This is a genomic window from Microbacterium sp. ISL-103, from assembly GCF_018613995.1.
Taxonomy (GTDB): Bacteria; Actinomycetota; Actinomycetes; order Actinomycetales; family Microbacteriaceae; genus Microbacterium.
Map to the genome: position 1 here is coordinate 1 of NZ_JAGGPD010000349.1, position 5,425 is coordinate 5,425.

Annotated in this window: 3 protein-coding genes; all 3 read right to left on the bottom strand. The window is 65.9% G+C overall.

The window, feature by feature from the left end; all coding sequences use genetic code 11:
* Positions 1-3,162 (bottom strand): DNA-directed RNA polymerase subunit beta (locus J7E68_RS12945; protein WP_215173208.1); only part of this gene is annotated, 3,162 nt, incomplete at its 3' end.
* 220 nt (positions 3,163-3,382) lie between these two features.
* Positions 3,383-3,991 carry a hypothetical protein gene (locus J7E68_RS12950; RefSeq protein WP_215173210.1) on the bottom strand — a complete coding sequence of 203 codons (609 nt, stop codon included), beginning with the start codon at positions 3,989-3,991 and terminating at the stop codon, positions 3,383-3,385.
* 43 nt (positions 3,992-4,034) lie between these two features.
* Positions 4,035-5,425, bottom strand: a 1,391-nt coding sequence (locus tag J7E68_RS12955; protein WP_215173211.1) for an ABC transporter ATP-binding protein, incomplete at its 5' end; no start/stop codon positions are given.

Here is a 5,425-nt window from a genome sequence, read left to right on the forward strand (position 1 = left end):
ACCGAACTGCGCCTTACCACCGAGCGGCTGCTGGGTGATCATCGAGTACGGGCCCGTCGAACGCGCGTGGATCTTGTCGTCGACCAGGTGGTGGAGCTTCAGGATGTACATGTAGCCCACCGAGATCGGCGCCGGGAACGGCTCGCCGGAGCGGCCGTCGAACATCTGGGCCTTTCCGGTGGAGTCGATCAGACGGATGCCGTCGCGCGTCGGGATGGTCGCGTCGAGGAGACCAGCGATCTCCTCCTCGCTCGCACCGTCGAACACCGGGGTCGCGACCTTGGTGCCGGGGGCGGCTTCGAAGGCGTCCTTCGGGAGCTTGGTAGCCCACTCGGGGGTGCCCTCGACCTTCCAACCCTGCTTCGCGATCCACCCGAGGTGGGTCTCGAGGACCTGGCCGAAGTTCATTCGACCCGGGATGCCCAGCGGGTTCAGCACGATGTCGACCGGCGTTCCGTCCGCGAGGAACGGCATGTCCTCGATCGGGAGGATCTTCGCGATGACACCCTTGTTGCCGTGACGACCGGCGAGCTTGTCACCCTCGGTGATCTTGCGCTTCTGGGCGATGTAGACCACGACGCGGCGGTTGACGCCGGAGCCGAGCTCGTCGTCGCCGTCTTCGGCGTTGAACTCCTTGACGGCGATGATCGTGCCCTGCTCGCCGTGGGGCACCTTCAGAGAGGTGTCACGGACCTCGCGGCTCTTCTCGTTGAAGATCGCGCGGAGCAGACGCTCTTCCGCCGACAGCTCGGTCTCGCCCTTGGGCGTGACCTTGCCGACGAGGATGTCGCCGGGGCGGACCTCGGCACCGATGCGGATGATGCCGCGCTCGTCGAGGTCCTTGAGCAGCTCGGGGCTGACGTTGGGGAGATCACGGGTGATCTCCTCCTTGCCCAGCTTCGTGTCGCGGGCGTCGACCTCGTACTCCTCGATGTGGATCGAGGAGAGGGTGTCGTCCTTCACCAGGTCCTGGCTCAGGATGATCGCGTCCTCGAAGTTGTAGCCCTCCCACGTCATGAACGCGACGAGGAGGTTCTTTCCGAGTGCCAGCTCGCCGTTCTCGGTGGCGGGGCCATCGGCGATGACCTCTCCGACCTCGACGCGGTCGCCCTCATTGACGACGACCTTCTGGTTGTAGGACGTGCCCTGGTTCGAGCGGTCGAACTTGCGCAGGTGGTAGTCCTGCGTGCCACCCTCGTCGAGCATGACGGTGACGCGGTCTGCGGAGACCTCGGAGACGACACCCGGCTTCTCGGCCGTGAGCACGTCGCCGGCGTCGATGGCGGTGTAGCCCTCCATACCGGTTCCGACGAGCGGCGAGTCGCTGCGCAGCAGCGGCACAGCCTGACGCTGCATGTTGGCACCCATGAGGGCGCGCTGTGCGTCGTCGTGCTCGAGGAAGGGCACGAGCGAGGTCGCGACCGACACCATCTGGCGCGGCGAGACGTCGATGTATCCGATGTCCTCCGGGAGGAACATGTCGACCTCGCCGCTGCCGCCCTTGGGGCGGGCCAGGACGTGGCTCTCGATGAAGCGACCGTTCTTGTCGAGCGGGGCGTTGGCCTGCGCGATGTTGAAGTCGACCTCTTCGGAAGCCGTCAGGTAGTCGATGTCCTCGGTGACGACGCCGCCCGTGACCTTGCGGTACGGGGTCTCGATGAAGCCGAACGAGTTGATGCGCGCGAAGGTCGCGAGAGCACCGATCAGACCGATGTTCGGGCCTTCAGGAGTCTCGATGGGGCACATGCGGCCGTAGTGCGACGGGTGGACGTCACGGACCTCGACACCTGCGCGGTCACGGCTCAGACCACCGGGTCCGAGAGCCGAGAGACGGCGCTTGTTGGTCAGACCCGCGAGCGGGTTGTTCTGATCCATGAACTGCGACAGCTGCGACGTTCCGAAGAACTCCTTGATCGCGGCGACGACGGGGCGCACGTTGATCAGGGTCTGCGGCGTGATCGCCTCGATGTCCTGCGTGGTCATGCGCTCGCGGACGACGCGCTCCATGCGGGAGAGACCGGTGCGGACCTGGTTCTGGATCAGCTCGCCGACCGCGCGGATGCGACGGTTGCCGAAGTTGTCGATGTCGTCGGTCGCGATGCGGATGTCGGCCTTCTTGCCCGAGCGGATGCCGGGGAAGGTCTCTTCCGTGCCCGCGTGCAGACGCACGAGGTACTTGATCGTCGCGACGATGTCCTGGACGGTGAGGACCGAGTCCGTCAGCGGGGCGTCGAGGCCCAGCTTGTGGTTGATCTTGTACCGGCCGACCTTCGCGAGGTCGTAGCGCTTCGGGTTGAAGTAGAAGTTGTCCAGCAGCGCACGGGCGGCCTCGGCGGCGACCTGCTCGCCCGGACGCAGCTTGCGGTAGATGTCGCGGAGCGCATCTTCCTTCGTGACGATGGTGTCCTTCGCGAGCGTCTCCTCGATCGAGGTGTAGCCGGCGAACTCCGTGAGGATCTCTTCGCTGGTCATGCCCAGCGCCTTGAGGAACACGGTGACGGACTGCTTGCGCTTGCGGTCGACGCGCACGCCGACCTGGTCGCGCTTGTCGATCTCGAACTCGAGCCATGCACCACGGCTCGGGATGACGCGCGCCGACACGATGTCCTTGTCGGACGTCTTGTCGGGGGTCTTGTCGAAGTAGACGCCCGGGGAGCGCACGAGCTGCGACACGACGACGCGCTCGGAGCCGTTGATGATGAACGTGCCCTTGTCGGTCTGCAGCGGGAAGTCGCCCATGAAGACCGTCTGGGTCTTGATCTCACCCGTGAGGTGGTTCATGAACTCGGCCTCGACGTACAGCGGAGCGGCGTAGGTCTTGCCACGCTCCTTGCACTCCTCGATCGAGTACTTCTCCGGCTCGAGGTACGGGTTCGTGAACGACAGCTGCATCGTCTCGCCGAGGTCCTCGATCGGAGAGATCTCCTCGAAGATCTCGCCGAGGCCGCTGTTCTCGTTCACGTCGGTGCGGCCGGCCTTCTTGGCCTCTGCGACACGAGCCTTCCAGGCGTCGTTGCCGACGAGCCAGCCGAAGGATTCGGTCTGCAGAGCCAGAAGGTCAGGGACCGTCAGCGTGTCGGAGATCTTGGCGAACGAAAGACGGGATGCTCCGCGTCCGTTCTTAGTGGTGGTGGTGGTGGATGCGTTGCGAGCAGCAGCCAAGGGAATAACCTCCGTGAGCCCCGCAGGGCTTCTCGATTCCTTTGTCGTCAGGTGAGTGTGCGCCCGAATGCTCAACGAGCTGCCGACCACCATATGAGGGCAGGGAGAAGCGAGCGCAACTACCAACTATACGCACGATCTTGCGACATGGCAAGCTCGATCCTTGACCTTCTTCGGATGCTGCGGTATTGGCACCCGGGAACCCGGAGATTCCGGCGGGTCAGACCCAGGTCCAGGTGACGAGGATCGACTCGGCGACGCCCACCCGATCCGCTGCGGAGACCGAGTCGCTGAACGAGAACGTCACGATGTAGGTCTGGTCGTCGGTGCTGACGTAGTACTGCTCGACACCGTAGTCCGTGCCTTCGCTCGACAACGCCGCCGACAGGTGCGCCGATTCGGATCCTGCGATCGTCACCCGGTCGTTCACCGTGATGTCGGTCGCGCCCACGGACTCGAGCTCCTTCACACCGGCGCTCTCGACGACATCGGGAGTGACGACGCCTGCCGGCGACTTCAGCACGTTGACGTTGTCGGCGAAGCCGTCGGTGTCCTGCAGGTTCGCGGCGAGCGTGTCGGGGTCGAACCCGGCCACTGACTGCTCGGGCACGGCCCACCCCTCGGGGACGACGTAGGTGTATCCGTCGCCCGAGATCGTCTCACCCGCGGCCGGTTCGGCATCGAGCGACGGGGATCCCTGCTCCGGAGCCTCGGACTCGGTCGACTGCTCGGTCGGCGTCGACTCCCCCGGAGTCGAGAGCGAGCAACCTGTCAGAAGCAGCGACGTCGCGAGGAGGACACTTGCGGCGGCGGGGATCGGAGAGCGCATGGCCACAGCCTATCCATAGGCTGCGACCATGCGCTCCCGCGCCTCAGGAGGCGATGTTCAGCTCGTTGCCCGGGATCGATGCGAGCAGACGCCGCGTGTACGGGTCGCGGGGATTGGTGAAGATCTCCTCCGACGACGCCGCCTCGACCAGCGATCCGTCCTTCATCACGCAGACGTAGTCGCTGATCAGTCGCACCACCGCGAGGTCGTGCGAGATGAACAGGTAGCTGAGCCCGTACTCGGTCTGCAGATCGCCGAGCAGCTTCAGGATCTGATCCTGCACGAGCACGTCGAGCGCCGACACGGGCTCATCGCAGACGATCAGCTCGGGCGAGAGGGCGAGGGCCCGCGCGATCGCCACACGCTGTCGCTGGCCGCCCGACAGCTCGGCCGGATAGCGCCGCAGCATCGACTGCGGCAGCGCCACGTCGTCGAGCAGCTGTCGCACGCGCTTGCGCCGATCAGCACCGCTCCCCCGCTTGTAGAAGTCGAGAGGCTCCGAGATCAGCCGTTCGATCGTGAACATCGGGTTCAGACTCGAGTACGGATCCTGGAAGATCGGCTGCACCTTCTGGCGGAAGTCCCGCGTCTCGGCTCGGCTGAGCGAGGCCACGTCCTTGCCCTCATAGCGGATCAGACCCCTGGTGGGCTCGATGATCTTCAGCAGCATCCGTGCCGTCGTCGTCTTGCCCGAACCGGACTCGCCCACGATCGCGACCGTCTCACCTCGCGGGATCGCGAGCGACACGTCGTCGACGGCGACGAAGTCCTCTTTCTGCCCGCGGACCGGATACACCTTGGTGAGGTTCTCGATCTCGACGATGTTGTCGGCCGTCGCCGGCGCGAGGGTGGTCGCAGCCTCCTCGGCGGCATCCGGGCCGGACGGCCGTTCTTCGGCGTGGAATGCCTCGGGCCGCAGGCGAGCCGCGGCGACCGAGGGCGCCGCCTTCACCAGCGACTGCGTGTACGGATGCTGCGGATCCTCGAGGATCTGCGTGGCCGGCCCCTGCTCGACGACCTTGCCGCGGTGCATCACGATGACGCGCTCGGCCCGCTCGGCGGCGAGCCCCAGGTCGTGCGTGATGAGCAGCACGGCGGTCCCGAGCTCCCTCGTCATCTCGCCGATCTGGTCGAGGATCGTCTGCTGCACCGTGACGTCGAGCGCACTGGTCGGCTCATCCGCGATCAGCAGGCGCGGCTTGCACGCCAGGCCGATCGCGATCAGCGCGCGCTGGCGCATGCCGCCGGAGAACTCGTGCGGGTACTGCTTCGCACGCTTCTCCGGGTCGGGCAGACCTGCGGCGGTCAGCGCCTCGACGACCTTCTGCTGCACGTTCTGCCTGGTGGCGAGTCCGTGCGCGAGAAGGGTCTCGGCGACCTGGGTGCCGATCTTGGCGACCGGGTTGAGGTTCGACATCGGGTCCTGCGGCACGA